At 60.6% G+C, this 23,079-nt stretch carries 25 protein-coding genes; 11 read left to right on the forward strand and 14 right to left on the reverse strand.

Going from position 1 to position 23,079, the window contains the following annotated elements; translation table 11 throughout:
* Positions 1-1,047 carry an ornithine cyclodeaminase gene (locus EJ076_RS11495; protein WP_109670135.1) on the forward strand — a complete coding sequence of 349 codons (1,047 nt, stop codon included), beginning with the start codon at positions 1-3 and terminating at the stop codon, positions 1,045-1,047.
* A 206-nt stretch (positions 1,048-1,253) separates the two neighbouring features.
* The gene (locus EJ076_RS11500; RefSeq protein WP_126067896.1) at positions 1,254-2,600 is read left to right on the forward strand and encodes an FAD-binding oxidoreductase; all 1,347 of its coding nucleotides are present in this window, start codon (positions 1,254-1,256) and stop codon (positions 2,598-2,600) included.
* 58 nt (positions 2,601-2,658) lie between these two features.
* Here the strand turns inward: EJ076_RS11500 and EJ076_RS11505 are convergent, their stop codons facing one another.
* Both EJ076_RS11505 and EJ076_RS11510 read right to left on the reverse strand, forming a co-directional pair.
* Positions 2,659-3,927, reverse strand: a complete 1,269-nt coding sequence (locus tag EJ076_RS11505) for a D-tagatose-bisphosphate aldolase, class II, non-catalytic subunit (RefSeq protein WP_126067897.1) — start codon at positions 3,925-3,927, stop codon at positions 2,659-2,661.
* Positions 3,927-4,913, reverse strand: a complete 987-nt coding sequence (locus EJ076_RS11510; protein ID WP_126067898.1) for a sugar kinase — start codon at positions 4,911-4,913, stop codon at positions 3,927-3,929. Before EJ076_RS11510 ends, EJ076_RS11505 begins: the two co-directional genes overlap by 1 nt.
* A gap of 228 nt (positions 4,914-5,141) precedes the next feature.
* Here EJ076_RS11510 and EJ076_RS11515 point away from each other — a divergent pair, with 228 nt between their 5' ends.
* Positions 5,142-5,675 (forward strand): hypothetical protein, encoded by a 534-nt coding sequence (locus EJ076_RS11515; protein WP_109670125.1) that lies wholly within the window; start codon positions 5,142-5,144, stop codon positions 5,673-5,675.
* A gap of 41 nt (positions 5,676-5,716) precedes the next feature.
* Here EJ076_RS11515 and EJ076_RS11520 read toward each other — a convergent pair whose 3' ends face one another.
* The 11 genes from EJ076_RS11520 to EJ076_RS11570 form a co-directional block, all read right to left on the reverse strand.
* Entirely contained in the window at positions 5,717-6,316 is a 600-nt protein-coding gene (locus EJ076_RS11520) for a hypothetical protein (RefSeq protein ID WP_126067899.1), read from the reverse strand.
* The gene (locus EJ076_RS11525) at positions 6,313-6,915 is read right to left on the reverse strand and encodes a L,D-transpeptidase (RefSeq protein ID WP_126067900.1); all 603 of its coding nucleotides are present in this window, start codon (positions 6,913-6,915) and stop codon (positions 6,313-6,315) included. Before EJ076_RS11525 ends, EJ076_RS11520 begins: the two co-directional genes overlap by 4 nt.
* Positions 6,899-8,062, reverse strand: a complete 1,164-nt coding sequence (locus tag EJ076_RS11530) for an AAA family ATPase (RefSeq protein WP_109670119.1) — start codon at positions 8,060-8,062, stop codon at positions 6,899-6,901. Before EJ076_RS11530 ends, EJ076_RS11525 begins: the two co-directional genes overlap by 17 nt.
* Positions 8,059-8,694 carry a TadE/TadG family type IV pilus assembly protein gene (locus EJ076_RS11535; protein ID WP_126067901.1) on the reverse strand — a complete coding sequence of 212 codons (636 nt, stop codon included), beginning with the start codon at positions 8,692-8,694 and terminating at the stop codon, positions 8,059-8,061. The genes EJ076_RS11530 and EJ076_RS11535 overlap by 4 nt, the downstream gene beginning before the upstream one ends.
* Positions 8,688-9,185, reverse strand: a complete 498-nt coding sequence (locus tag EJ076_RS11540; protein WP_126067902.1) for a TadE/TadG family type IV pilus assembly protein — start codon at positions 9,183-9,185, stop codon at positions 8,688-8,690. The genes EJ076_RS11535 and EJ076_RS11540 overlap by 7 nt, the downstream gene beginning before the upstream one ends.
* Before the next feature lie 4 nt (positions 9,186-9,189).
* Positions 9,190-10,653 carry a pilus assembly protein TadG-related protein gene (locus tag EJ076_RS11545; RefSeq protein WP_126067903.1) on the reverse strand — a complete coding sequence of 488 codons (1,464 nt, stop codon included), beginning with the start codon at positions 10,651-10,653 and terminating at the stop codon, positions 9,190-9,192.
* Between the two features lie 71 nt (positions 10,654-10,724).
* Positions 10,725-11,003, reverse strand: a complete 279-nt coding sequence (locus tag EJ076_RS11550) for a hypothetical protein (protein WP_245463021.1) — start codon at positions 11,001-11,003, stop codon at positions 10,725-10,727.
* Positions 11,004-11,007: 4 nt separating this feature from the next.
* Positions 11,008-12,456 carry a type II and III secretion system protein family protein gene (locus tag EJ076_RS11555; RefSeq protein ID WP_126067905.1) on the reverse strand — a complete coding sequence of 483 codons (1,449 nt, stop codon included), beginning with the start codon at positions 12,454-12,456 and terminating at the stop codon, positions 11,008-11,010.
* A 54-nt stretch (positions 12,457-12,510) separates the two neighbouring features.
* On the reverse strand, positions 12,511-13,563 hold the full coding sequence (cpaB, locus tag EJ076_RS11560) for a Flp pilus assembly protein CpaB (protein ID WP_126067906.1): 1,053 nt from the start codon (positions 13,561-13,563) through the stop codon (positions 12,511-12,513).
* 93 nt (positions 13,564-13,656) lie between these two features.
* Positions 13,657-13,857, reverse strand: a complete 201-nt coding sequence (locus EJ076_RS11565; RefSeq protein ID WP_126067907.1) for a Flp family type IVb pilin — start codon at positions 13,855-13,857, stop codon at positions 13,657-13,659.
* A 15-nt stretch (positions 13,858-13,872) separates the two neighbouring features.
* Positions 13,873-14,088 (reverse strand): Flp family type IVb pilin, encoded by a 216-nt coding sequence (locus EJ076_RS11570; protein ID WP_126067908.1) that lies wholly within the window; start codon positions 14,086-14,088, stop codon positions 13,873-13,875.
* A 531-nt stretch (positions 14,089-14,619) separates the two neighbouring features.
* Here EJ076_RS11570 and EJ076_RS11575 point away from each other — a divergent pair.
* From EJ076_RS11575 to EJ076_RS11610, 8 genes are all read left to right on the forward strand, one after another.
* Entirely contained in the window at positions 14,620-16,008 is a 1,389-nt protein-coding gene (locus EJ076_RS11575; RefSeq protein ID WP_126067909.1) for a CpaF family protein, read from the forward strand.
* Positions 16,008-16,979, forward strand: coding sequence for a type II secretion system F family protein (locus EJ076_RS11580; protein WP_126067910.1), 972 nt, complete (start codon positions 16,008-16,010; stop codon positions 16,977-16,979). The genes EJ076_RS11575 and EJ076_RS11580 overlap by 1 nt, the downstream gene beginning before the upstream one ends.
* Positions 16,980-16,997: 18 nt before the next feature.
* Positions 16,998-17,948 (forward strand): type II secretion system F family protein, encoded by a 951-nt coding sequence (locus EJ076_RS11585; RefSeq protein ID WP_126067911.1) that lies wholly within the window; start codon positions 16,998-17,000, stop codon positions 17,946-17,948.
* A 54-nt stretch (positions 17,949-18,002) separates the two neighbouring features.
* On the forward strand, positions 18,003-18,545 hold the full coding sequence (locus EJ076_RS11590) for a tetratricopeptide repeat protein (protein WP_126067912.1): 543 nt from the start codon (positions 18,003-18,005) through the stop codon (positions 18,543-18,545).
* Position 18,546: 1 nt separating this feature from the next.
* A complete protein-coding gene (locus tag EJ076_RS11595; RefSeq protein ID WP_126067913.1) occupies positions 18,547-19,086 on the forward strand; it encodes a prepilin peptidase in 540 nt (179 codons plus the stop codon).
* 99 nt (positions 19,087-19,185) lie between these two features.
* Complete coding sequence (locus EJ076_RS11600; protein ID WP_245463022.1) at positions 19,186-20,208, forward strand: acyltransferase; 1,023 nt, start codon at positions 19,186-19,188, stop codon at positions 20,206-20,208.
* 174 nt (positions 20,209-20,382) lie between these two features.
* Entirely contained in the window at positions 20,383-21,525 is a 1,143-nt protein-coding gene (locus EJ076_RS11605) for a hypothetical protein (RefSeq protein ID WP_126067914.1), read from the forward strand.
* A 247-nt stretch (positions 21,526-21,772) separates the two neighbouring features.
* Complete coding sequence (locus EJ076_RS11610; protein ID WP_126067915.1) at positions 21,773-22,792, forward strand: isopenicillin N synthase family oxygenase; 1,020 nt, start codon at positions 21,773-21,775, stop codon at positions 22,790-22,792.
* A gap of 4 nt (positions 22,793-22,796) precedes the next feature.
* Here the strand turns inward: EJ076_RS11610 and EJ076_RS11615 are convergent, their stop codons facing one another.
* On the reverse strand, positions 22,797-22,982 hold the full coding sequence (locus EJ076_RS11615; RefSeq protein WP_126067916.1) for a hypothetical protein: 186 nt from the start codon (positions 22,980-22,982) through the stop codon (positions 22,797-22,799).
* Positions 22,983-23,079 lie beyond the last annotated feature (97 nt).

A 23,079-nucleotide genomic window follows, 5' to 3' on the forward strand; every position in this document is an offset into this window, starting at 1 on the left:
ATGAACGCCAAGCTGAACATCGTCCCCTTCGTCAGCGTCGACCACATGATGAAGCTGGTGCTTGCCATCGGCGTCGAGCGCTTCCTCATCGATCTCGCAGCTTACATCGAGGAGGACTTTCGTCGCTGGGCGCTGTTCGACAAGACGCCGCGCGTCGCCTCGCACAGCATTGACGGGGTGATCGAACTGATGCCGACGAGCGACGGCCGCCTCTACGGCTTCAAATACGTCAACGGCCACCCCAAGAACATGCGTGAGGGCCGCCAGACGGTCACCGCTTTCGGCGTCCTAGCCGATGTCGGCAACGGCTATCCGATGCTGCTCTCCGAGATGACCATCCTGACCGCCTTGCGCACGGCGGCAACGTCGGCGGTCGCCGCAAAATACCTGGCGCCGAAGGGCGCGGACTGCATGGCCATCATCGGCAACGGCGCCCAGTCGGAATTCCAGGCGCTCGCCTTCAAGGCGCTGCTCGGCGTCAACAAGCTGCGCCTCTACGACATCGACCCGGCAGCCACGCGCAAATGCGCGGATAATCTGGCGGGACTGGGGTTCGACATCACGTCCTGCGCTTCGGCACATGCCGCCGTGGAGGGCGCGCAGATCATCACCACGGTCACCGCCGACAAGCAGTATGCGACCATCCTCACCGACAACATGGTCGGCAGCGGCGTCCACATCAACGCGGTCGGCGGCGACTGCCCGGGCAAGACGGAACTCCATCGTGACATCCTGCTGCGGTCGCGGATTATCGTCGAGTACACGCCGCAGACGCGCATCGAGGGTGAAATCCAGCAACTCGATCCGGATCATCCCGTCGCCGAATTGTGGGAGGTGATGGCTGGAACGGCCGAGGGGCGCAGCAACAACCAGGCGGTGACGCTGTTCGATTCCGTCGGCTTCGCCACCGAGGATTTCTCTGCTCTCCGCTACGTGCGCGATCAACTCGCCGACACCGGCCTTTACGAGGAGCTGGATCTCCTTGCCGATCCTGATGAGCCGCGCGACCTCTTTGGAATGCTTTTGCGTGCGGCAAGGCAAGACTGAAACTGCTGTGCGGGCTGCTGGGCGTCGGCCATACGACAACACACCAGGGTGCTCCAGGTGCTGCTGAGACATGCCTAGGCGGGAATCGAGAAGATCGGATAGTCAAAGGCTTGATTCTAGTATCGATTCCAGCCAACGCTACCATCGGATTTGATCGTCGACACAGCACGATATACCGCCGTAGCATACCAATAAGGAAGTGCTCCTTGACAATCTTCCCCTTCACCGAAGCCATTCCAATCCAGTTTCAAGACCCGCTGCCGAAGACCTCGGAAGTCGTGATCATCGGCGGCGGCGTCATTGGCGTGACCACGGCACTGTTCCTTGCGCGACGCAACATCTCGGTGACGCTGCTGGAAAAGGGACGCATCGCCGCCGAGCAATCCTCGCGCAATTGGGGCTGGATCCGGCAGCAGGGCCGCGATGCCGACGAACTGCCGATCGTGATCGAAGCGCAGCGCCTCTGGCGGCAACTGGCGCAGGAATGCGGCGAGGACATAGGACTGAAGCAGACGGGCGTTACCTATCTTGCGCGGACCGACAAGGAGATGGCCGGTTTCGCGAAATTCCTGAAGATCGCCCAGGCTCATGGCGTCGACACGCGTCTCCTCGACCAGGGTGAGGTGGCAAGCCTGATCCCGGCCATGTCGCTACCGTTCAAAGGCGCCATGACCACCCCATCGGACATGCGCGCCGAGCCTTGGGTTGCCGTGCCCGCGATCGCTCGCCTGGCCGCCCGGCAAGGCGTCACGATCATCGAGAATTGCGCGGCACGTATGCTCGACATCTCGGCGGGCCGGATCAGCGGCGTCTGGACCGAGCGGGGCCACCTCGCCACCTCGAGCGTCCTCGTCGCCAGCGGCGCCTGGACATCGCTCTTCCTGCGCGCGCACGGCATCTCGATCCCGCAGCTCAGCGTCAGGGCGACCGTCGCCGCGACAGCACCGATGGCGGAAATCCACGCCGGTGCCGCCGCGGACGAACGCATCGCTTTCCGGCGCAGGCAGGATGGCGGGTACACGCTCGCATCGGGAGGCAGCAACCAACTCTACATAGGGCCGGACGCATTTCGCCATGCGGGCAAATATGTCAGCGCCCTGATGGCCAATCCCTTTGGCACACGCTACCTGCCGGCCGCGCCGCGCGGATATCCGGACGCCTGGTCAACCCCGCGAAGATGGGACGCTGACAAGGAAACCCCGTTCGAACGGATGCGCGTCCTCAATCCCGCTCCGGAGGCCTCGGCGCTCCGCGCCATCGACAGCGGGTTCAGGGAGCTTTTCCCGCAGTTCAAGACAGTGCCGATCAGGGCGAGCTGGGCCGGCATGATCGATGCGATGCCGGATGTCGTGCCTATCGTCGATCGCGCCGCTGCGATCCCGGGCCTCGTTGTCGCGACCGGGATGAGTGGCCACGGCTTCGGCATAGGACCCGGAATGGGCCGCATCCTGTCCGATTTGATCCAGGGCAACGAGACCGGGCACAATCTCCACAGGTTCCGTCAATCCCGTTTCAGCGACGGCAGCCCGATCCGATTGGGACCGTCGCTGTAAGCGTTCAGCCGCCCGCCGGCTCGTCGGCTCTAACCTTGAAGGGGGCCGGACGCAGGGTTCAGGTGCCGCATGCCCGAGCGTACACCTCGATGCTTTGCTGGACGTGATCGATCGCGATGTCCTCGCCGTCGCAGGCCCGGTCGGCCCAAGCGAGCGCCGAAGGCAGGTGCTGGAGAAACAGCGTCACCGGCACCTTCCGGCCCTTCAACGTATCGAAGAGTCGGTCGCATGCGGCACGGGCTTGCGGGGTCGCCCAATAGTATCGGATGCGATCGGAATAGGAGTAGTGGCGCAGTGTCCGCTTGTCAGCATCGCTGCCGTGATAGTGGCTTGCCCAGTTCTTGGGGGCGCCGTGCATCAGCTCTTCCATGGCGTGGTAAAGCGGCCGCTCGCCATAGAAGGGCACCAGATCGGAAGCGATCAGGTCGAGCGCGTACAGCGCCTCGCGCAGTTTGAAGGTCAGCTCGGGGCCGACCTTGAGGATGGCGAAGCCGTCCTCGACGAGTTCACGCAACGGCCTCTCGCCCTGATAATCCGTCGAATGGGCTTCGAAAACGAGCGATGGCAATCTGTTCAGCGTTGCCGCCAGATCACGGGCCTTCGCCCGATCGTAGAAAATCACATTCTGGTTGCCGAACTCCACGCCCGGCTGCACCACAAGCCCGATGACGCGGGAAAACGCGCTTTCAAGCCCGGCGGCCCGGAATGCTTTGGCGTGAATGGCATATGTTTGGCGAGCCGCCTCCGGACTGGTCGGGGTGATCGCATCCAATGCGTGATCGGCGCCGCCGGGCGGTGGCACTTCCGTGCCGATGATGTAGACCGGGCTTGCCTTGCTGCTCTGCGCTGCCGCCTGTTCCGCGACGCCCGCCAGCTTGGCGGCGCGCTCGGCCACCGTGTGGTCGTCGAGCGCCGCCGGTTCACCCGCGCAACCCATCGAGGCATCGAGGTGGATCTTGCGGAAGCCGGCGCGGACATAAGCATCGACCATGGTCCCGGCCTGTGCCATCGCCTCCTCGGCGGGCCGGTCCTTCCAGGGACTAGGGCCGAGATGATCCCCGCCAAGCACGATCAGCTCTTTCGGGCATTGCTCGGCTGCCGCGAGTGCGTCCACCATCGCCGCGAAATCGGCCGGCGTCATGCCCGTATAACCGCCCAGATGATTGACCTGGTTGCACGTCGCCTCGATCAGGACGGTGGTGCCGGTTTCCCGGCCATGGCGCAGTGCAGCTTTCAGCACCAACGGGTGTGCCGAACACACCGAGGTCACCCCGATCTTCTTTCGTTCCCTGTACAGGGCCGGCAAATCTTCGATCGCCACACGCATCAGCTTCTTCTCGCCGTTCTTGCCATGAAATCTTCCAGTTCGGCACGCGTGCCGGCTCCCTCCATGGGGCCGAGGCGTGTGACGTTGCGCGCTCCCGCCGCGTTGGCGAATTCGAGCGCCGTCTGCAGCGGCATGCCCAGCCGTCGGCATGCGACATAGGCTCCCCCGAAACAGTCGCCGGCGCCCGTGGGGTCCGTTTCCTCGACTATGAGGCCGGTGCAATCGGCGCGGGCGCCGGTGCGTTGACGGGCCGACGCGCCATGTTCGCCGCGCTTGACGGCGATCTCCTGGACCCCTCGTCTGAACAGCGCCTCGATCGCGCGTTCCTCGCCATCCATGCCGGCGGCCAGGAACAATTCGTTGCCCGAGGGTAGCAGCAGGTCCGCTTTGTCCACCAGACTTGCGAATTTCTCCTCGGTCTGGCCGTGCGCCAGCAATTCCTTGCGCAGGTTCGGATCGAGCGACATGGTGCCGCCGCGTGCCTTGATCAAGGGGATCGCGCGCTCGGTGATCGCCCAGGCGGCGGGGCTTGCGAACACCGTTCCCATGACGTGGATATGTCCGCAACGCGCGATCAGCGCCTCGACCTGCGGGATCCATTCCAGCCGGGCGGCGGCGGATTTGGCGATGTTGTAGACGAAATCGCGGCTTCCATCCTCGCGGTAGCGAACAAAGGCGCTGCCCGTCGGATGATCCGGGGAAACAGCGATGGCGGAAATGTCTACGCCGTCTCGCTTCAGGCGCTCGATGTTGACGAAGCCGAAATCGTCGTCGCCGACCACGCCAACCATCGCGGCCGCTCCGCCCATACGCGCGCATTGATCGATGAAGATGGCGGGCGCGCCGCTCGGAAAGGGACCAATGAGGTCGATAGGTTCCCGAAAGCCGGTGCCGGTCTCCCTCGCGACGATCTCTACCAGGATTTCTCCAATCGTCACGGTTGGCCCGAGCGAGTCCGGTGCCAGCGTTTTGGGGGTGTCGTTCATCAAGCGTCCAATCCTGGGTGTGGTGTCGTTTGCGGTTCACGAGGCCGAGGCGCAAGGGGATTCTTACCGGATCGATGTGAATCGACTAGATGCCATCGCAATCGGGGGAGGGCCGGACGTAGCCCCTCAGGCAGGATCCGACTTCGTGCCACCAGGATATCTCCATAGAGCCGTTAAGCTTCGCGCAATCTATGCAGTCTATCCTTGCTTGCAGATTGTCGAGGGAACATGAAACGCAAGCCGCTTCTGCTTTTTGCCTTCCCATTTCTCATTCTTTCGATCCTGGCAGGGGAGCGTGTGGCGACCTTCTTGCTGGGAACCTATCCAGCCAGCCCCACCGCATGGTGGATATGGCTTGAACTGCGCCCTCTGTCGACGATGCTCTGGCAGCAGGTCAATCTCTGGCTGGGCGGCTCCATGGCTGTCGACGCCGCCATCCTTGCCGCGGTATCGATCGTCTGCTGGATGGCGTGCCACACCAAAAGGTCGGCATTCCCGTTCCTCGCCAACCACGTCGCCTTGATTCTCGCCGGGCTGATGATCGCCGTCGGCACCCACTCTGAAACGGCGAGCACGATTGCCGCGTTCACGTCGCCCAGGGGTCTTCCGTACTCGCTGGCTATCGATTTCACGTTGAAGAACAGTTTGGTGCTGCTTCTGGGCACCGTGGCCTGTGCCTACTGCCACATCGCTTTCCTGGCTGAAGCGCGGGATCGGTCCGTGCGGGCCATCCGCATCCTGGCCCTTCAGCGCGATCTCTGAACCGCTCGCATCCTGCCCGGATCCAGCACGTCAGGTCTAATTTAGTTGTTGATCCTGCGGTAATAGACCTTGCCGTCAGGCTGCTGGATGCGCTGGTAGTTGGAGCTTGGGGCAGGCGGCGATGCCGATGCAGTGCTCTTCCTCGGCGCACGCGGTGCTTCGATGACGCCGGGTTCGCCCGTGTTTTCACCGTCGAGGGCTTCGGGCGCTTGCGCCAGCGTGCTGGTGGTGATCTCGGACGGTTCGGCCGCACTCGACACGGCCTCGCCGCCGGCAACCGGCACATTCTGCCCCAAACGGGCAATGTTGCCATTGATCTCGTTGAAGCTGCCTTGCAGTTGGCTGTCCAGTTTCTCGAACCGGCTCTGGAAGCCGTTGTTGACTGTGTCGAGCCTGGCCGCGATCCGCTGTTCGAAAGCTCCGAGCTGCTCCAGCCGCGCTTCGACGAAACGCAGGTCGCTGATCCCCCGATAGAGATAGACCGCAGCCGCCATGTTGATCGCGGTGATCACAAGGGCGCCGCAGGCGACGATGACGCCGATCGTCTTTATGTTACTGGGTTTCTCGATGGCGCGCTGTTCGCGCTGTTCCTGGTTTCCGATGTCGATCGCCGGCATGTCCGGTTCGCTGATCGTCGTCATTGGACCACCACCTTTGCGCCGACCGCGACGCGCTTGAAAAGTATCACATCCGTGTTGGTAAGACGAAAACAGCCTGACGTCCCGTCGAAGCCGACACCCGACGGATCGTTGGTGCCATGTATCCGGTAGAGCGTGTCGCGCCCGTCCCGAGACAGATAGAGCGCCCTTGCGCCGAGCGGATTGTAGGGACCGGCGGGCACCATTTTCGGCAGCTCCGGCTGGCGGGCCCGCATTTCCTGTGGCGGGCGCCACTCCGGCCATTCGGTCTTCGCCCCCACCTTGACGACGCCCGTCCAGCCAAACCCGTCGCGCCCGACGCTGATCTGGTAGCGCAGGGCCTGGCCCTGGCGGGTCACCAGGTAAAGCGCCTTCTCGTCCTTGCGGATGATGATCGTTCCTGGTTGCTCGGCGGTTGCGAAGGCAACGGCCTTGCGCAGGCTAGGCCCCATTGCCGGCAACGGCGGCCGATCCGCGAGTGCCGATCGCGCATCGGCGAAGTCCTGGACGCTCAGTGCCAGCGCCACGCCGAGCACGCAAGCGCCGGCCAGCCGCCCCGCGATCCGGTATCTCGCGATCCGATATCTATCGGGCAGCGTCATCGAGCCGCTCTTTGAACATCCGCTTCAGATCCTTGTTGAAGCGCGCCCGTCCATCCACTTCGGAAGGCGGGATGGCCCTGTTCAGCGCATCGCTCAGAAGGGCGTTGTCCAGTGCGACCGACTTGATGTGCGGCGCCTTGAATATCTTTTCGAGCTCGCTGCGCGAAAAATGGTTCCCGAACCATTTGCGCTTGTGCTTGTTGGCGACCAGCGTGATGTTGACCGCATTGCCGCGCAGCTCGCGGATCTTCTTGTAGAGCCGCTTGCCTTGCCGCAGCGAAGCGACATTGAGTTCGAAGACGATGAAGATCTCGTCGCTCGTCGACAGCACGGAATTGTGCCAGGGCGTTTCCAGATTGGGCAGGTCGATGACGATGTCGTCGAAGCGGTAGGCGACGAGGTCCAGAAGCCGGAAGACGAAATCGCTGCCATGCGGCTCGAACGGCAATTGCGGCCGCTCGAACGCGTAGAGGGTGAGGCCGGACGGACGCGACAGCTTGATCACATCCATCAGTTCGACATCGAGCCGTTCCGGCTGGCCGATGATGCCGGCAAGATCGAACTGGTTGAACAAATTGAGATAGGCGCCGCAATTGGCGCTCTGGAAATCGAGATCGACCAGACAGGTGGAAGCCGCGCGCTCAGCCGATTTCGAAGCCAGGAATTCGGCCGCCGACAGCGCCAGCGTCGTCGCACCCGCGCCGCCACTGGCGCCGATGAAGGTGATGATCCGGCTTTTCGTTCCCTGGTTGCCGGTGTCGTGGAAGGTCACCGCGTTGAGCAGCTCCTTGCCGTCGAGCGGCTTGTGCAGCCAGTCCGAGGCGTTCATGCGCACCAGCACGCGCGTCTGTTCTGAGGTCAGCTCGTCGGAAACAGCGATAAGCGGCACGCTCGCCCACAGCGCGCGCGCCTCGACGATGCCCGGCCTGCCGAGCAATTCGCCATTGCCGAGATCGAGGATGACGATGCCCGGGCGCGTATCCGCAGGCGGCCCTTTGAGGAAGTCACCCGTCTCGGAAATCCGGACATCATAGATCGCCAGCGCATCGAGCCGTGTCGCCACATCGCGCTTGAACTGCGGATCCGACGAGAACAGCGCCACCTGCTTGCGCTTGGTCGGCGTAACCTTGGTGTTGATGGCGTTCATGGAAAGGTGCTCTTCATGTCTTCGCCCGTGACCGTGCTCAGCATGGAGGGCATTGTGATGGTTCCGAAACCGAGAAAACCGGCCAGAAAGAAGAACTGGAAGGGATGTTTTTCAATGCTGACGGTGATCGTTGGTACCGGCCCATTGGGGCGCGTCCAGTAGCCGAGGCCGGACGCCTGATACTGAATCTGGACCTCGGATTTCAGAAGGGTCGGCAGGAATGTCAGCATTCCCGGTCGGCTGCTGCTGCCGCTAAAGATGAAGTCGAAAGCGGCCTGGTTCACAGTGAGGTTTTGGCATGTGGCGCCTGTTCCACAGGTGCAAGATACAGCTCCGGCGGCATCGGCCGTACAGATATAGCTGTAAATGTTGGCCGGAACCGCCTTTCCCACATCCAGTGAGTCGCTGGGGGTTTTTGCCTCGAGCAGAAGTCCGCCGGCGATCGGAGCGGAAATCTGAGCCAGCCTGGCGCCAGCCTGCACCGCTTTGTTACCAGCATTCCATTGGTAGAAGGCATAGCCAAAGTCGACGAAACCAAGCAGCAAAGTCAGCAGCACGGGCATCGCAATGGCCGCCTCCACCATTGTCGCGCCGGATTGGTTTCTCCAGAACGTGCCGTGCGAGATCACCATCCCAAGACACGCTCCTGATGGAACACAGTGAGGGTGAGGTTAGCAAAGCCAAGATAAGACCAGAGGCCCAGAGTAGGATACGGATAGTCGGTGCTGACCTGCACGACAATGACAGTGCCGGTGCTGCTGAGATAGAGCTGGGTACCGGTCGCGGTATCGATCGCCTGGATCGATTGTGCCTTGGTGATGTGGACTTGATCCACGGTCCACCCGGTAACCCTCTGGCTACCGTTCGTGACGGCCCCGTTCACTGCGAGGTTTGTTGCCAACGCTGAACAAGTATCCCAGTCACTGCTGCAGCGCGCCATATAGCGAGAGGCATCCTCGACGCCAGCTTCGAGAAGCAGACGCGTGTTGAAGATGTTCGAGAACTCGAAGACACCCGCGGACAGCAGCAACACGAGTGGCGTGACGATCGCTATCTCGACCAAGGCAGCGCCTTGTTCGTCATGGTGGAACCGCAGGAGGAACTGCCTCAATTTGATGAACATGGCGCTACCGGTACAATTGCGCTTCGTTGCGCTGCAACTTTTTCAGCGTGTTTTGGCCAGCGACAGTGCTGATATCTTGCATCTCGCCATAAATGTCGGCATTGGGCGATCCGCCTGCCGGCTCGGTCACGAAAACACTCGCGAAGGCCTGCACCGGCAATGCCTGGCTGCCGCCTTGGACAGTGTTGGCCACGCAGTCGATGATCGCTACGTAGAGAAGCCTGCGGTCGGCGGTTTGCGTGGTTGTGTTGCACTGCGGCGGTGTCTTCTCCTGTCCGCTCTTCAAAGAAGGATTATCGATCTCATACTTGTAGACGCAGTATCGGCTGGGGCTCGCGCCGCATGCCGTCAGCACGCCGGAAGTGCTGGCATTGCCGTGATTGACTGTCCAATAACCCGTGAAGTCCCACGTACCATCGCCAAGCACACCTGCCTGTGTGCAGCCACCCGAGTAAAAGCAATTGTCCCTGGGCAATGCCTTGTAATTGTTGGTCTGTCCGTTGCTAGGCGCGCTGTAGCTGCAGTTCTTGCCAGGCGAAGCGACCATGCCTTTCCGGACATTCGGGGCTGGCGGAGCATCCGCAGGATCCAGCTTGCCGCTATTGCCATTTGGATAGAGGTCGAAACGCGTGTTGATTCCGTCGTTTACCGGAGGAATGTTGCCCGGGCGGGTCGTGACACCATTCTGGCTAAAGCAGGCCGCGGGACTGGTCACGGCAAACATTTCCGTCAGTGCTTGCGTCGACTTGTCGCCCTCCGGAGTTGCCAGGAAACCATAGTTGCCTGGACCGTATTGCGCGGTGTTGCCGCCCTGCTGCTCCTTGAGCCAGATCATTGGCTTTTTGGTTCCTGACAGCGCAGTCTGCAATGCGCCCAGACTCGTATACGGATTGCAGATGAACATCGGCGTGAACTGACACAACGCGTTGGTGAATCCCGCCACCGCTTGTGGCCGAATGTCCATCTTTTCCGTGCTGCCGACGAGGCTGGCTGGAAAAATCGTCGCGAAGGCGCCCGCGCCGTCCGTCGCGCCTGACGCGTTCACGGTCACTTCGGCAAACCTGACAACCTTGGGATCGGTGCTGGCCCAGTTCTGGGCATTTGAGTCGACACCTGCGGCAGTCAGCGTGATGTCATCGCTCGCCGGAATCCCGGTCAGATAGGTGACCGTTACGTCAGCCAAGACGATTGGGTGATCACCTGATGTCGAAAACAGCGTACTGTTGGCCACGAGTGTGGTGACGGCCCGGTTGGCCCGGGTGATCGCATCCACATTGCCGTCGAGTTCCGCCGCGGCAGCAAGCGCCATCGCGTCAACACCCTTCTGCAGATCGTTATGGAGCCCATTGACTCGGCTCATATCGATGGCCAGCAGCGAAAAGCCGATAAGCACGGGCAGCATGATGGCCACCAGGATCATCGCTACGCCGCGTTGATCGTTCCAGAAGGCTCGAATGGTCCCCAACATGACCCTACTCTCTGCTTTCCTGCGCCAGGGCCCCTCGCATGCCCGGCGCCCTCCGCATCCTTCCGTTCAGCTCACTGCGACGTCGTCACACCAGACCCGCCGACATTGACCGTGATCGCCGGCGGTGGCGGCGGTGGCGGTGGAAATTTGTAGCTGTGGGCAACAGCGGCAGCACGCGCGCCGTCGCCTTCGATATGTGTATTCCGGGACGCCGGATTGAGCGGGTCGACCGTCTGCAGCATCGAATTGAATTTCTGCGTCTCGCCGGCGGCCAGGGTCACCGAATCGTAATGGTTCAGATAGTCCGCGGCGCAGCCCGACAGCGCACCGGCGCACAGAATGAGGATCAAGGCGCTATTTCTTGACATAGAGCATCTTGTCCTTCGATTTGAAGTCGAGCATGTGGCCATAGGGGCCGGTGACGCCGTCGCCCGTTTCATACTTTCGGATCATGTCTTTGTTCACTTCGAGCTGACCAAGCACGAAGAATTCCGGATCGTTGGCCGGCCTCGTCTTGTCGAACGGCGTCGCCAGTTGTTCGCCAGGCTTCACCGGCCGCACGATGTGCGGCGTGACGATGACCACCAGTTCGGTCTCTTCTTTCTGGTTGCTCGAATTGCGGAACAGCGTCCCGATAATTGGTACCTGGCCGAGCCATGGCACCTGGTTCTGCAGCTTGGTGGTCTTGCTGGACAGCAGCCCGCCGACCGCGAAGCTCTGGCCGTCGCGCAGTTCGACAACGGTTTCCAGCTTGCGGTTGGTGAAGATCGGATCGCCGGCCGTGGTGAAGCCGGTCAGGTCGCTGACCTCCGGCGCAAGGCTCATATGGATCTTGCCGTCGTCAAGTACGATAGGCGTGAACTGAAGATTGACGCCGAATTGCTTGTACTCGATCTGGACCTCGCCATCCTTGTTGACGCTGCGGATCGGTACCTGGCCGCCAGCGTTGAAGCTGGCCGGCTCACCGGAAAGCGTGGTCAGATTGGGCTCGGCCAGTGTGCGCACGACGCCCTTGGCCTCGAGTGCTTCGATGATCAAGTCGACTTTGATGTTGCTGTCGATGACGCGGGTGATCAGCGCCGCGAACGGGTTGGAGTTTGACAGAATGCCGCTGACGAGGTCACCGGCGCCGAGCACCGCTCCGTCCGCGTCGACAGTGGCAATGCCGCTTCCGGCCCGGGTCGTGCCCCTGCTGTTGGTGCTCCGGATCGACACGCCGAGATCTCGGCCGGCGTTGCGCTTGGCTTCCAGCACGCGCACCTCCAGATTGACCTGCTGGCTGTCGTCGACGACAACGGAGTTGATGATGGCGTCGGGACCATATTGCTGCGCAACTTCCATGATTGCCGCCAGCGTGGCGCCGTCCTTGACATGACCGCCGAGCCTGACCCTGCCATTGACCGAGCCCACTTCGATGCGCGATTTTGGCGCCACCTGCCGGATCGCCTGCGCCATGTCGCTGACATCGACGCCGACCTCGATCTGGAGGGCGCCGAGCGAGCGCTTCTCAGGCGAGAACAGATTGACCGTGGTGGTGCCGGCGCCCTTGCCGATGACATAAAGCGTCCGGTCGGTCATCGGCTGGGCATCGGCGATCTTCTCGTCGCCGACGACGATGTCACCCAGATTGGCACTCACCTGGACGGTAACCGACTGCGACATCGGCAGGAAGATACGATGAACGCTGGGGGTCGATACATCGATGAAGCGGTCGGCCGCATCGGCCGCCAGGCTCGACAGCAACAGCGCTGCCAGACAAGGCAACGCGGCGGCCGCCGCCATCCTCAACCAAGACCCCTGCATCCCCGTCTCCCCAATCGCTGCCGGTGGCAGCCCCGTTTTATTAGCCGCACCTTATCATGGTTGTCGCGGCACGTCATATGTCTCGAGTTTTACACCCCGAAAAACGCCGACGGTCGCCCGTGCCGGCGGCTCGGGGGTCACGTATTTGACCACTTCCTTGACGACTTCCCGGACTTCGGGTGCAGACACCACGGCCGGAGCCGGCTTAACCTTGCTTAGATCGTCGAGCTTGCTTCCCACTCGCTCCACGGCCTGGGCGAGGCCGGCGATCTTGTCGTCTGCGCGCTTGCGCTCGGCCGCAGCCTCGGCTTCCGCGGCTGCCTTCCTATCAAGTTCCGCCTGCCTGGCGGCGACGTCTGCCGGCGTTTCGCCGGTCAGGTCGGAAAGTGTCACACGTTCGGTCGTCTCGCCCTTGCTGGCCGCGGCCTGGCGAAGCGCCAGCGACAATTGGCCGGCGCCGGCTGCCAGGGTCAGCTTCTGCGCATCCTTGGTGCTGGCCTCGAGCGTCACCGATTTGACGACGGTCGGGCTATCCTTGCTCACATCGGCAACCTGGTCGACGGCAAGCACCTTCATGCTCTGCAGCAGCACGTCGACGAAACTCTTGTCGTCGCCGTCGCCGCGCTCGGTTCGCGTCAGCAGGACATCGACCCGGTCGCCCGGGAAGACGAAGCCGGCGACGCCGAGCACGTCGTTGACCCGGATGGATACTGCCTTCATGCCTTCGCCGAGCACCGCCGAAAGCGTGGCGCGCTGGCCGGGGCCGGTGATCTTGGTGGCGAGCACAGGTTCGTTGACGCCGATCGCCTGCAGCGCCTGCTTGCTGCCTCCGCCCGCCGGAAGGTCTTTCGTCAAGAGCTCTTCCGTCGTCTTGAAAGCGCCGTCCGGAACCGCGCCGGCCGGCCATGCGACCTCACGCAGTTTGTCGGCGGACAGCGTGTCGCCGAACTTCAACGCCACCGCTGCCACCACGACCGTATCGCGCGGGACGTCATCCGTCCGCGCCATGGCATTGCGCTGGCTGGCCAGCCAGATGTTGGCGAGCACCACCGCCAGCACGCCGAACACGCCGGCGAGAACGATCATGATAAGTGTATTGACACGCATCTTCCCACCCCACCATCGCCCACCGGGCGAATGTCAGCCCCTTCATATCGCAAAATTCTGGGCCGGAATCGTTCGATTCCGGCCCATAAATCTCTAGCAAGTGCTCCCGGCAACACCATTGCCGCTAAGCTTCGCGCAAAGGCCGGTAAACTGGCTACCAACCCATCCGCCGATGGCAATAACCGCAACGATAGAAGCTGCTGCGATGATGCCGATCAAGATCGAGTATTCGACCATGGCAGCGCCGTTCTCATCGTTGTGGAACTGCCTGGCTAAGTCGATAAGCCGCTTCATGGCTATCTCTCCCGATCAGCAGGTGCCGGTGCCGGTGCCAGCAGCGTTGAGACCCTTGCCGCTCAGCTTGGCGCAAAGGCCAGTGAACTGGCTCCCGACCCAGCCGCCAATGGCGATCACGGCCACGATGGAAGCCGCGGCAATGATGCCGATCAGGATTGAGTATTCGACCATGGCAGCGCCGTTTTCATCGTCGCGGAACTGCCGGGTCATCGTCATGAGCTTCTTCATGTCAATTTCTCCCTTTGGAGGTTTGAACCCGACGAGACAGAGCAAAGGATGAAATCCATACCCAAGCATCCCCCGTCATCTCGATCCTAGGTCCCGAGAAAACGCAGAGTCAAACGAGATTAAGAGTTCCTTAACTTTCATGTACCTGATTCGGCAAGAAGATTACAAATTCGATTGTTCCCAAGGGATTGATTCTTTTGATTTTTCAATCGCCCTTAACCATTCGTTCACAATTCAGCCGCTGATGTGGCGGAATTAGGGAAGCATTAGCTATAACGCATATTCCTTTATATCTAAGGGCTTAAGCGGGCATTGCCCCGGTTTTCGCGCCAAAAAACGGATGAGCCCGAAACCGTGAGCAATTGGGAAAATTGCGGGCGCCAGCCCGCATTAAATAAACAATGGATTGCGGGCTCTTGCTCTTAACTATGTCGAAAGTATTGGCTGTGCGTAGGGCGTTCAGACGCTTGTGCCGCCGTTGGTTAACGTTTAGTTTCCGCTAATACGCATCCAAGGGGAGTATAAGCGATTATGCTGGGGCGGTTCATCAAGGGGCCAGGCGATCCGAAGGTCGAGGCAAGAGCCGAGCCGACCGCGGCGCTGGCTGTTGTCCCAGTACTATCTCCGGTAGCCGAAATCGAATCCTATGGTGACGATTTCCTGACGCTCAAGGTCGAGCTTCATCGCCACCTTATCGATCGCTTCAATCTGACCGCTCTTGAAATTGCCTCCAAGGATGAGATCCTGGTTGAGATCCGGCCGATCGTGCGCGAGTTCGTTCGCGCTCGTGCGGTGCCGCTGAATGCCCGCGAACTCGATCTGCTGACCAGCGACACGGCTGACGAGATGCTGGGTCTCGGTCCGATCGAGCCGCTGCTCAAGGACGATTCCATTACGGATATCCTGATCAACACCCACAAGCGCGTTTTCATAGAGCGGCGTGGTATCGTCGAAGAAACGCCGATCCGGTTTCGGGATGAGGCGCATCTGCTGCGCGTCATCAACAAGATCGTTTCGGCGATTGGCAGGCGTGTCGATGAATCGTCGCCGATGGTCGACGCGCGGTTGGAAGACGGTTCGCGCGTCAACATCGCGGTGCGGCCTGTCTCGGTCGACGGCCCCCTGGTGTCGATCCGCAAATTCTCGAAGAATCCCTATTCGCTCGAGCGTTTGATGGCATTCAATTCGATCCGTCCGCCCATGATCGAATTGCTTCGGATCGCCGTGCAGGCGCGCAAGTCCATCCTTGTTTCGGGCGGCACCGGCAGCGGCAAGACCACCTTGCTCAATGCTTTGTCGAGCTACATACCCTCCAAGGAGCGTCTGATCACCATCGAGGATGCGGCGGAACTGCAATTGCAGCAGCCACATGTCGGGCGGCTGGAAACGCGTCCGCCCAATGTCGAGGGAAAGGGCGAGGTGCGCCAGCGTGAATTGCTGAAGAACGCCTTGCGCATGCGGCCGGACCGCATCATCGTCGGCGAGGTGCGCGGCGAGGAAGCCTTCGACATGCTGCAAGCGATGAACACGGGCCATGAAGGCTCGATGACCACCATCCACGCCAACACGCCGCGCGATGCGATCTCGCGGCTCGAACAGATGGTCGGCATGGCGGGCATGCCGATGACGCATGATTCAATCCGGGCGCAGATCGCATCCGCCATCGACATCATCGTCCAGACACAGCGTCTTTCGGACGGAGGCCGGCGTGTGACCTCCATATCGGAACTGACGGGCATGGAGGGCAATGTCGTCCAGCTTCAGGAAATCTATCATTTCGTGCGCCGAGAGGTCACGGCCGAAGGCAAAGTCGTCGGAGATTTTCGCGCAACCGGTGTCCGTCCGCGCTTCGCTCCGGAGGCAGCGACGCTCGGGCATCATTTCGCCAAGGATGCCTTCAATCCGCAGGTTGCCCTCTGATGCCGACGGGTCAAGCTCTGCTGTACTTCATCTACATGCTCGCGGCGGCCTCGGTCATTCTCGCCGGAGAGGCACTATATCTTTCGTTTGCCGGTCGCCGGTCGCGGATGGGCGTGATCAACCATCGGCTGAGGCGGCTGGCTGACGAAGCGCCAGCTGAACAGACCCTGCAAGGGTTGCTGCGCGAACGTGGACTGACGGAGTCGGGTGATTTTCTATTTGGCATGATCTGGCTGAACAGGCTCTATACCCAGTCCGGTATTACTGGAAACCCGATATTTTTCGCTGCGACGTTTCTCAGCGCTGGACTGGCGCTTGCGTTGCTGATGTCGATCTTGTTGCACTTCTCTGCCTTGGCGTCGCTCATCGTTTTTCTGGTAGTCGGATTCGGCCTGCCGCTTTTGGTTCTCCGCCGCGCCCGCAACAAACGAATTCTGAAATTTGCAAGACAGCTCCCGGATGCGCTCGACATGATCGTCCGTTCTCTGCGAGCCGGACATCCGGCTTCGGTGGCGGTCGGGCTGGTAGCGCGGGAGATGCCGGATCCGCTCGGCACCGAGTTCGGCATTGTCTCCGATGAAATCACCTTTGGTCTGAGCATAGAGCAGGCCGTGCGAAAGCTTTCGCAGCGTGTCGGCTTCGAGGGCCTTCATCTGTTGTCGGTGTCGCTGTCGATCCAGTCCAAGACGGGCGGCAATCTTACCGGGATCCTGGCCAATCTCTCCGTGGTGCTGCGCGAGAGGCAGAAACTCAGGATGAAGATCCGCGCGCTTTCGGGCGAGGGTCGTGTGTCCGCGTGGATCATCTCTCTGTTTCCGGTGGTTATGTTCCTGATCCTTCTGGTGCTTGCCCCGTCCTATTACGGCTCCGTCTGGGGCAGTCCGATTATCTTGCCAGTGTTCACGATTTTCGGGCTGTGGGCGCTATTGGGCGACTTTATCATGTACCGTATGGTCAATTTCGATTTCTGACGGGAGCGAAGCAAGAACTTGTTTTCGAACATCCAGGATCTGAGCGTTTTGATCTCTGTTGCCGTCTTTGTGGCGGCGGTTGCGTTGTTCCTGTTCGGCGCGCTTGTCTTCTTGCCGGCGTTGCAGACGCGGACGCTGGTCGCGCAGAGCCTGATGGCCGAAGGGATTGCCGATCGCCGTTCGCTCGCTGGACAGGAACTGCTTGCAAAGATTGCCGCGCAACGCCCGGTCGACGCCTATTTCAGGTCGATGGAGAAGGAGCGGGACGAACCGAATGCGCTTGAGGCGAAGCTGTTTCGAGCTGGCTACTATCAGGCCAGCGCTCCGCTCATTTACACCTTGTCGCGGCTTGGTGCTGTCTGTGTAGGCTTTCTGGCTGCCTATGCGCTCTTGTCGCGAGTGCTCCCACCTCAATTGCCCGGTTTCGTGGGTTTTGCCGGCTCCGCTCTGTTCGGGCTCGCGTGCATCGTGGTTCCCGCCATCCTGCTCGATCGCTTCGAGAATGCGCAGAAGGAGATCTATCGCCGCGCCTTTCCCGATTTCATGGATATGATGATCACCTGCGCGGACGCGGGCATGAGCCTGGAGGCAGCGGTGGAGCGTGTCAGCAGCGAACTGGCCGGCACGCATAAATGGCTCGGTATCCAGCTCGCGATCATGAATCTGCAGTTGCGTGCCGGCAAGCCGTTGCGCGAGGCGTTGCGCGACCTCGCCGACCGAATCGGTCTCGACGAAGCGCGGGCTTTGGCCGTGCTGTTTCGGCAGTCGGAAGAGCTCGGTACCAGCCTGACCGACGCTTTGCGTGTTTACAGCGAAGAGATGCGCGGACAGAGAATACTTCACGCCGAGGAGCGCGCGAACTCTCTGCCGGTGAAGATGATGATTCCGTTGGGCTTATGCATCTTCCCGGTGGTGATGATGGTGATCATGCTGCCTGTCATTATCCGAATGAAGGGCATTTTCTTCTAGTTGCGTGTATGATCTGATTCTAATATGAGGTCTGAGACCCTTGGGGGAATCTGTATGAAGAGGGCTATCGCGGCGGCGGCCTGTCTGTTGTTGGCAGTGCTTACCGGCTGCCAGACGGCGGACCCCACCGATGGTGTCGTTCGCACCAACGAGCCGTCAAAAGGCGATGTGACGTCTTTTGGCGATGCTTTCGACGGGCTGAAGACGGTCAGCGATGTCGAATATTATGCCTCGGACCAGGCCGTTGCCGAAGCCAAGAACCAGTTCCGTGCCGAGAATTACGGCAATGCCGGCGCGCTGTTCTTCAAGGCGACGCAACTGGCGCCCAATGATGGTGGCGCCTGGATGGGACTGGCCGCTTGCACCGACCGGATTCACCGCTTCGACCTGTCCGACCGCGCCTATGCCAGGGCCTTCAAGCTGGTTGGCGCCTCGCCCGAATATTACAACAATGTCGGCTATTCCTATTTGCTGCGTGGCAAGCTGCAGGACGCCCGCTCGAATTTCCTCAAGGCTTATGAACTGGCGCCCAACGATCCGACAGTAGCCAACAATCTGAAGCTTCTGTCGTCGAGCGTGCAGAACATCGAGCGCTAGCATGCTGATTGTCGAAGCGCTGCTGCTGAAGGCTCTCGCCATCCCTCTGCTTGCCAGGATCGCATGGCTCGACTTCACGACGCAGAAGATTGCCAATCGCGATGTGCTGCTGCTGCTGTGCCTGGGCATGGGATCGCTGTTGTTGCTGCTGCTCAGATCCGGGTCCTGGTGGGACCTGGGCTTGAGCGCGGTTGCCGGCCTCGTGCTGTTTCTTGCGTTGTTCCCGTTCTGGATCTTGCGCAAGATCGGCGCCGGCGACGTCAAGCTGATGGCGGTCGTCCCTTTCCTGACCGGCGGCAACGACCTCGTCGTGTTTTCCGTGCTGCTGCTGGTTTTCGCCCTTGTCACTGCAGCGGCCATGAAAAATCCGTTCCTGCTGCCCGCAGGCGCCTTCCGCCTCTATGTTCAGCATTTCGACCGGAAAGGCGTTGTGCCGTTCGGCGTGCCAATCTCGGTCGCGGCGATCTGTACGGTAACGTTCGTGATCTACAAAAGTGTGGTGCTGGCGAGCAGCTCTGGGATCCTGGATCAGCTTAACTGACCTTCGGCAGGCGGGCCGCGACCAGAATATTCCGGGGGTGTCCATAGATGGCATGGCGCCTTTGCGATCGACTGCCAACGGTTTCAAACGGATATAGGCTTGGCGTCCTTGATCTGGTCTTTGCAAATACTTCGTTTCGTTGCCGCGCTGATGGTCGTATATGTCCATGCAGCCCAGACTGCCGTTAAGGCCACTGGATCTAATGGTCTGTTGCCTCATGATTTTCAGGTGGTCGGCTACGCAGGCGTAGACATCTTCTTTGTCATATCGGGGGTGATTATTGCTAAGACGGCACCTGGTCTGACTTGGCGATCTTTCGCTTGGAGACGGTTCCGGCGCATTGTTCCGCTCTACCTACTGATCAGCATCCCGTATGCGATCGTCGCCTACAAAACCGGCTTCGGCTGGCGGGACGCGCTGGCGACGCTCCTGCTGTGGCCGGCTACCGATCAAATGACCGCGCCCGCACTGCCAGCCGCCTGGACACTGTGCTTCGAAATGCTGTTCTACGCCGCCGCCACCATCGTTCTCATCGACCGGCGACTGCTGTCGGGACTCGTTGGTATCTTCGGCCTCGCAATGATATTTCGCTCGGCGGGTCCAGTGCTGCAGTTCCTTGGCAACCCGCTGATCATCGAGTTCGGCTTTGGCGTCGTTCTCGCCTATGCACCTAGGTGGAAATCGGCGGTGTGGTGCCTGCCGGTCGGCGCTGCGGCGATGATCGCTGTCGGGTTCATTGGTTTAGCGCCGCAAGGGGGCACGATGGAGTTCCTCGCGGGCGATAACGGCTTCCAGCGTGTGCTGGTCTATGGTCTCCCGGCGGCGATGATCGTCTTCGGCACGATGCAGATCGACGCGCAGCCGAGCGTCTGGACGGTTCTCGGTGATGCCTCCTATATGCTGTATCTGATCCACACTCTGCCGATAACGCTGCTTTTGATGGTGTGGACGGCTTTTCCGATTTCTCCGGACCTTATCATCGTGATCGGCACAGCTACGTCAGTTCTTTTTGCTTGGCGGATGTACATTCGGTTCGAGTTGCCTCTGCGCAAATTCCTGCGTCGGCATGATCCCCATCAGAAGATTGACTGCCGCCAACCTGGCTTGGCATTGCGGGATTGACGAATATGCTTCGATACTGGCTAACCGATTATATGGGCCGTTGCCGGACGCATAGCGAAACCTTGGCTGCGCTCAACGCCAATCGACATCCCATTCTATCGCCAGTAGCTGTGTAAGGACCTTGCCCAGGTAGAGCGTCGATGGCTAAATAACCGACCACAGGGAGAAGGCAGCATGGCACTTCACCTTTCGGCAGATGCCCCGGTTTCAGTCGCTGCACCTCCGCAGAAATATCTCTTTGGTCCATTCATCGACTTTTTCATGCTTGGCGGCAGCGCGTTCTTCATCCTGCCAGCCCTGTATCTTGTGCCTCTCAAATACGAAGGTCTGGTGGCGTTGACGGCGTTTTTGCTGTCCCATCTCATAAACCAGCCGCACTTCGCCCATTCCTACCAGATTTTCTATCGCAATTTTGCGCGCAAGGTGCGCGCAGACGGATACGACAGGAACCTCCAGGTCCGCTACATTTTCGCGGGCATTGTCGTCCCGCTGGCCATGGGCGCATTCTTTGCCTATGGCTCGGTATCCGGGAACGCTCGGCTGCTGGGATATGCAACCAATGCGATGTTTTTCTTTGTAGGCTGGCACTACGTCAAGCAAGGCTACGGCATGCTGATGGTGGACGCCGTGTTGAAGCGCAGGTTCTTCAGCGATCAAGACAAGAAAGTGTTGCTGTTCAACGGCTATGCCGTGTGGCTGTTCGCATGGCTTCAGGCAAACGTGGTGATTGCCGAAAGGCAATACTGGGGCCTGGACTACTACACATTCGCTGTCCCGCCATGGCTCCTCAACATCGCGCTCGCCGTCGCCGCTGCCTCCTCGGCAGCCACCGTCGTGATGTTTGTCAATCGCTGGCGCAAGCATGGTGGCTCGCTGCCGTATAACGGCGTCGTCGCCTACGTCGTGTCGCTTTATGCCTGGATTCTCTTCGCAGCGTTAAATCCGCTCTGGCTGCTCGTGGTGCCGGCGCTTCATTCGCTGCAGTATCTGGCGGTGGTCTGGCGTTATCAGACCAATGTCGAGCGCGACCGTGCGGACGCCGTCAAGGATCCGGAATTCAAGGTTCTGTCCATTCTCGGACCGCTATACAGGCTGCGGGTGCTGACATTCATCATCGCCGGCACAATTCTCGGCGCTCTTGGCTTCTGGCTCGTGCCGATGGCGCTGACGGCTTTGGTTCCTTACGACAAACAGGTGCTCGGCTCGTCGCTTTTCCTCTTCATAGCGTGGATATTCATCAACGTGCACCACTACTTCCTGGACAACGTGATGTGGCGCCGCGGCAACCCGGAAGTATCGAAATATCTGTTCCGCTAGCGCCCCCCGCGCTCGAAAGGCGGCCCACGAGATGCATTGCCGGTAAGTTGCCCGTTGGGAACATTATTTGCCGACAGGCCATAATGTGCAGCGCTGACGTTCTTCCATTCGACCCAGATTGGACTGTCTGTTGCTTTGATCGGCACGCCTTGCGTGTCACTTTGGAGACGCCATTCATGCTCGAAGCTCTTGCCGGTGATCGCTTCTACTTTCTCTTGGGCAAGGCAGGAAAAGAAGGAACCTGACCATGCCCAGAATTGTGCCGGTGCTCGATCTGAGCCGTCTCGAACAAGGTGCGTCCGAATATCGTACCTTTCTCCTGGACCTGCGCACTGCGGCCCGGGACGTCGGCTTCTTCTACCTCAGCGGCCACGGAATTTCCGCCTCGGAGATCGACGACGTGCTCGATGCCTCGCGCCGGTTCTTCGGGCTGCCGCAGGCCGACAAGCTGGCGATCGAAATGGTCAAATCCCAGCAGTTTCGCGGCTACACCCGCGCCGGTGGCGAACTGACCAAGGGCGCGGCCGACTGGCGTGAGCAACTCGACATCGGCGTCGAGCGCCAGTCCATAGCGCAGGGGCCTGGAATTGCACCGTGGACGCGGCTGCAAGGGCCGAACCAGTGGCCGTCTGCGCTGCCTGAACTCAAGCCGGCGCTGCTGGCATGGCAGACCAAGGCGACAGCGGTGGCGATCCGGCTGCTGAAGGCCTTCGCGCTGTCGCTCGATCAACCCGAGGATGCCTTCGACGCGATCTACCGCGACTCGCCCAACCATCGCATGAAGATCGTGCGTTATCCCGGCCGTGACGCGACCGAAGGCGACCAGGGCGTCGGCGCGCACAAGGATGGCGGTTTCCTGACCCTGCTGCTGCAGGACGACAACAAGGGGCTGCAGGTCGAATATGACGGAAGCTGGGTGAATGTGGATCCGCTGCCTGGAACGCTGGTCGTCAACATCGGCGAGCTGCTCGAACTGGCATCGAACGGCTATCTCCGCGCCACCGTGCACCGCGTCGTGACGCCGCCTGCCGGCGTCGAGCGGATTTCCGTTCCCTTCTTCTTCAGCGCGCGGCTCGATGCGACCATCCCGCTTCTCGGCCTTTCCGAGGAGCTGGCGGCGCAGGCACGCGGACCGGCAAGCGATCCCGACAACCCATTGTTCCGCGATGTCGGCACCAACGTGCTCAAAAGCCGGCTGCGTTCCCATCCCGACGTGGCACGCCGCCACTATGCCGATCTTCTCGAGACTGGAGTCGTGGGCTCGTAAGGATTCAACAAAACGGCGCACGAATTTTTGCCGTTTTGTGTATTTTTTGGAATGTCATTCGTCGCCAAGGCTTCGAAATAAGCTCAAACAGGTAAAATCGTTCGGCGGTTTCCTCCCATTCCGCTGGACGGTGTTCCCCTCTGAAGGTTTTGACCTTCTTTTTGGCCGGGCCGCATTCGAGCCCGGCCATTTTTTTCCCGGGGCTCGGGCGCAAAACTGAAATGCTGCAAAAGCCAGGCGTGGCGGAACAGAATACCTTCCCGAGTTGGGCAGACCGTCCGATCCTG

Source organism: Mesorhizobium sp. M7D.F.Ca.US.005.01.1.1, assembly GCF_003952545.1.
GTDB classification, from domain to species: Bacteria; Pseudomonadota; Alphaproteobacteria; order Rhizobiales; family Rhizobiaceae; genus Mesorhizobium; species Mesorhizobium loti.

What these genes read in the sequence shown, in the direction of transcription:
- EJ076_RS11495 (WP_109670135.1), top strand. Translation starts at nt 1, where the DNA reads ATGAACGCCAAGCTGAACATCGTCCCCTTCGTCAGCGTCGACCACATG.
- EJ076_RS11505 (WP_126067897.1), bottom strand. Translation starts at nt 3,927, where the DNA reads ATGCGTGTGGCGATCGAAGATTTGCCGGCCCTGTACAGGGAACGAAAG.
- EJ076_RS11510 (WP_126067898.1), bottom strand. Translation starts at nt 4,913, where the DNA reads ATGAACGACACCCCCAAAACGCTGGCACCGGACTCGCTCGGGCCAACC.
- EJ076_RS11515 (WP_109670125.1), top strand. Translation starts at nt 5,142, where the DNA reads ATGAAACGCAAGCCGCTTCTGCTTTTTGCCTTCCCATTTCTCATTCTT.
- EJ076_RS11520 (WP_126067899.1), bottom strand. Translation starts at nt 6,316, where the DNA reads ATGACGACGATCAGCGAACCGGACATGCCGGCGATCGACATCGGAAAC.
- EJ076_RS11525 (WP_126067900.1), bottom strand. Translation starts at nt 6,915, where the DNA reads ATGACGCTGCCCGATAGATATCGGATCGCGAGATACCGGATCGCGGGG.
- EJ076_RS11530 (WP_109670119.1), bottom strand. Translation starts at nt 8,062, where the DNA reads ATGAACGCCATCAACACCAAGGTTACGCCGACCAAGCGCAAGCAGGTG.
- EJ076_RS11535 (WP_126067901.1), bottom strand. Translation starts at nt 8,694, where the DNA reads ATGGTGATCTCGCACGGCACGTTCTGGAGAAACCAATCCGGCGCGACA.
- EJ076_RS11540 (WP_126067902.1), bottom strand. Translation starts at nt 9,185, where the DNA reads ATGTTCATCAAATTGAGGCAGTTCCTCCTGCGGTTCCACCATGACGAA.
- EJ076_RS11545 (WP_126067903.1), bottom strand. Translation starts at nt 10,653, where the DNA reads ATGTTGGGGACCATTCGAGCCTTCTGGAACGATCAACGCGGCGTAGCG.
- EJ076_RS11555 (WP_126067905.1), bottom strand. Translation starts at nt 12,456, where the DNA reads ATGCAGGGGTCTTGGTTGAGGATGGCGGCGGCCGCCGCGTTGCCTTGT.
- cpaB (WP_126067906.1), bottom strand. Translation starts at nt 13,563, where the DNA reads ATGCGTGTCAATACACTTATCATGATCGTTCTCGCCGGCGTGTTCGGC.
- EJ076_RS11565 (WP_126067907.1), bottom strand. Translation starts at nt 13,857, where the DNA reads ATGAAGCGGCTTATCGACTTAGCCAGGCAGTTCCACAACGATGAGAAC.
- EJ076_RS11570 (WP_126067908.1), bottom strand. Translation starts at nt 14,088, where the DNA reads ATGAAGAAGCTCATGACGATGACCCGGCAGTTCCGCGACGATGAAAAC.
- EJ076_RS11575 (WP_126067909.1), top strand. Translation starts at nt 14,620, where the DNA reads ATGCTGGGGCGGTTCATCAAGGGGCCAGGCGATCCGAAGGTCGAGGCA.
- EJ076_RS11580 (WP_126067910.1), top strand. Translation starts at nt 16,008, where the DNA reads ATGCCGACGGGTCAAGCTCTGCTGTACTTCATCTACATGCTCGCGGCG.
- EJ076_RS11590 (WP_126067912.1), top strand. Translation starts at nt 18,003, where the DNA reads ATGAAGAGGGCTATCGCGGCGGCGGCCTGTCTGTTGTTGGCAGTGCTT.
- EJ076_RS11595 (WP_126067913.1), top strand. Translation starts at nt 18,547, where the DNA reads ATGCTGATTGTCGAAGCGCTGCTGCTGAAGGCTCTCGCCATCCCTCTG.
- EJ076_RS11605 (WP_126067914.1), top strand. Translation starts at nt 20,383, where the DNA reads ATGGCACTTCACCTTTCGGCAGATGCCCCGGTTTCAGTCGCTGCACCT.
- EJ076_RS11610 (WP_126067915.1), top strand. Translation starts at nt 21,773, where the DNA reads ATGCCCAGAATTGTGCCGGTGCTCGATCTGAGCCGTCTCGAACAAGGT.
- EJ076_RS11615 (WP_126067916.1), bottom strand. Translation starts at nt 22,982, where the DNA reads ATGGCCGGGCTCGAATGCGGCCCGGCCAAAAAGAAGGTCAAAACCTTC.